Genomic DNA, 1,656 nt, shown 5'->3' with positions numbered 1-1,656 from the left:
TCTGGACTGTCGCCCATATACGGAATGCCCAGATGCAGGGATGTCAGATAGGCACCAATCTCAGCCGTCACTTCTTCGGCAGAGCGCGATTCCAGCTTTGCATAGGTTTTTAGTGAATTCCGGTCCAGCCGGGAAGCATGGCCTGTGGCGTGGGCGAGTTCATGCGCTTTAGTGGCATCATATCCGTGCTGATCGTGAAACTGCTCCCGCAAGGGAAGATGGATGCGATCCAGACCAGACCGATAATAGGCGCGGGCCTGGGTTGCGTGGACAATCACTACACCCATCTGCGCGGCAATGGCATCCAGTTCGTGGCTTTTGGGCTGTCGTTCTGCTTCCGGAACAACCCTGAGAGGCGGAATCCCCTCAATCTGTGCAGCATTGAACAGGGGGGTAGCCCGGTAGCCTACTGGCCGGGTCACATCCTGACCACTTTCTTCATCACGGACGGTCTTGATAATGGGAGAATAGATGCGTGCGCCTGCTTTTTCGCCCTTGCGAACGGAATAACCGGCCTCTTTGGCCTGGCTGTATCCCATCCAGCGGGGATCCTCATAGCCATGTTCCAGCGCTGCTACGGTCAGAATCATGGTATTCAGCGAACTGTATGCCTTGCCCGTAGTGGGATTGTGCGGCGCTGAAAATTCCCCATATCTGGGTTCCCAGGGTCTCTGCCAGACCGGCTTTTCACCGGTAGCAATCATTTTTTCTGCTGATTCCAGCAGAGAATCCAGCATTTCTGCCTTGGAAATTACGGCCATCTTGCACCTCATCGGGGGAATGCGCCCCGCCAGTGCAGGCCGGGGCAGAATGACAGGACTGCATTTCGGAGGGAGTTACCCGCTGTCAACGACCCATGCCCAGATCTTCCTCATCATCCAGGTCTGGTCCGCTGTCCGGTGCCTCCAGTCTGGTTTCCTGTTCCAGCGCCTCATTCCGTTCCAGGTCCTGAGCAGCCTGGCGTTCCATGACCGCTTCCACTTCATCCCGATGATCCAGGCGGGCAAGGGCTGATGGTTCTACACCCAGAGTTTCCCTGAATCGTTCTGTTTCATAGATTTGGCCCTCCTTTTCGGTGAACTTGTGCGTCATGGCTTCGTTCATGCGGACAATACCCCCCTGTCCACGAATATCCTGAAACTGCGCCTGCTCCCCATCGCGGTGCATTTCAGCCATCCGTAAGGCGGCAAATCGGCCATGGGGGCCATCAATGCCCACCACCCGTACCACCAGGGGATCCCTGCCTTCGCCACGGTTCACCACGCCAGACAGATACTTCTGGCCGTTGTGTTCTTTCGGTTTCATTTCAAAGTCGTATTTCTCCCTGACTCCGGTTTCGGGATTCTGGATCTCGAATTTACCCTTGAGGCCGCCCTCTTCCCGCAGTGCGTCTTTCTGGGCGGGTGCCCAAAGTCGGGCGCTGTGGTAGGTGCCCTGCTCATCCTTGATGGTTCCCTGAGCTGCCGGGTATTCATGGAAAGTTTTGTCAGTGGGTGCAGCTTCTATGCTTTCCTGCGCCGGACTTGCGGCTTTTTCCGCTTCTGGAATCTGGGTTTTGCCCTTCGCTTTTGCCATGATGAATCTCCTTTCAGTACGTCAGTACACGGTCTGACCCTGTTCGGGGTCATTAACGGCCTATCGGCAAGATGGGAAACA

The 1,656-nt window shown here is 55.9% G+C and carries 2 protein-coding genes; both read right to left on the bottom strand.

Translation table 11 applies throughout. The features are described from left to right. Positions 1-761: ArdC-like ssDNA-binding domain-containing protein (locus AC2VLY_RS08170; protein ID WP_486922073.1), on the bottom strand; the 761-nt coding region annotated here is incomplete at its 3' end. Between the two features lie 85 nt (positions 762-846). Beyond that, positions 847-1,575, bottom strand: a complete 729-nt coding sequence (locus AC2VLY_RS08165) for a hypothetical protein (RefSeq protein WP_486922072.1) — start codon at positions 1,573-1,575, stop codon at positions 847-849. Between the last annotated feature and the right edge of the window lie 81 nt (positions 1,576-1,656).

It is taken from the genome of Acidithiobacillus sp. TH-A36, from assembly GCF_057473445.1.
The sequence above is the reverse complement of the archived record's forward strand: the minus strand, read 5'-3'. Positions and strand labels throughout refer to the sequence as shown.

Bases quoted from the DNA above. Each gene is read 5' to 3' on its own strand.
- AC2VLY_RS08165 (WP_486922072.1), bottom strand. From the start codon at position 1,575: ATGGCAAAAGCGAAGGGCAAAACCCAGATTCCAGAAGCGGAAAAAGCC.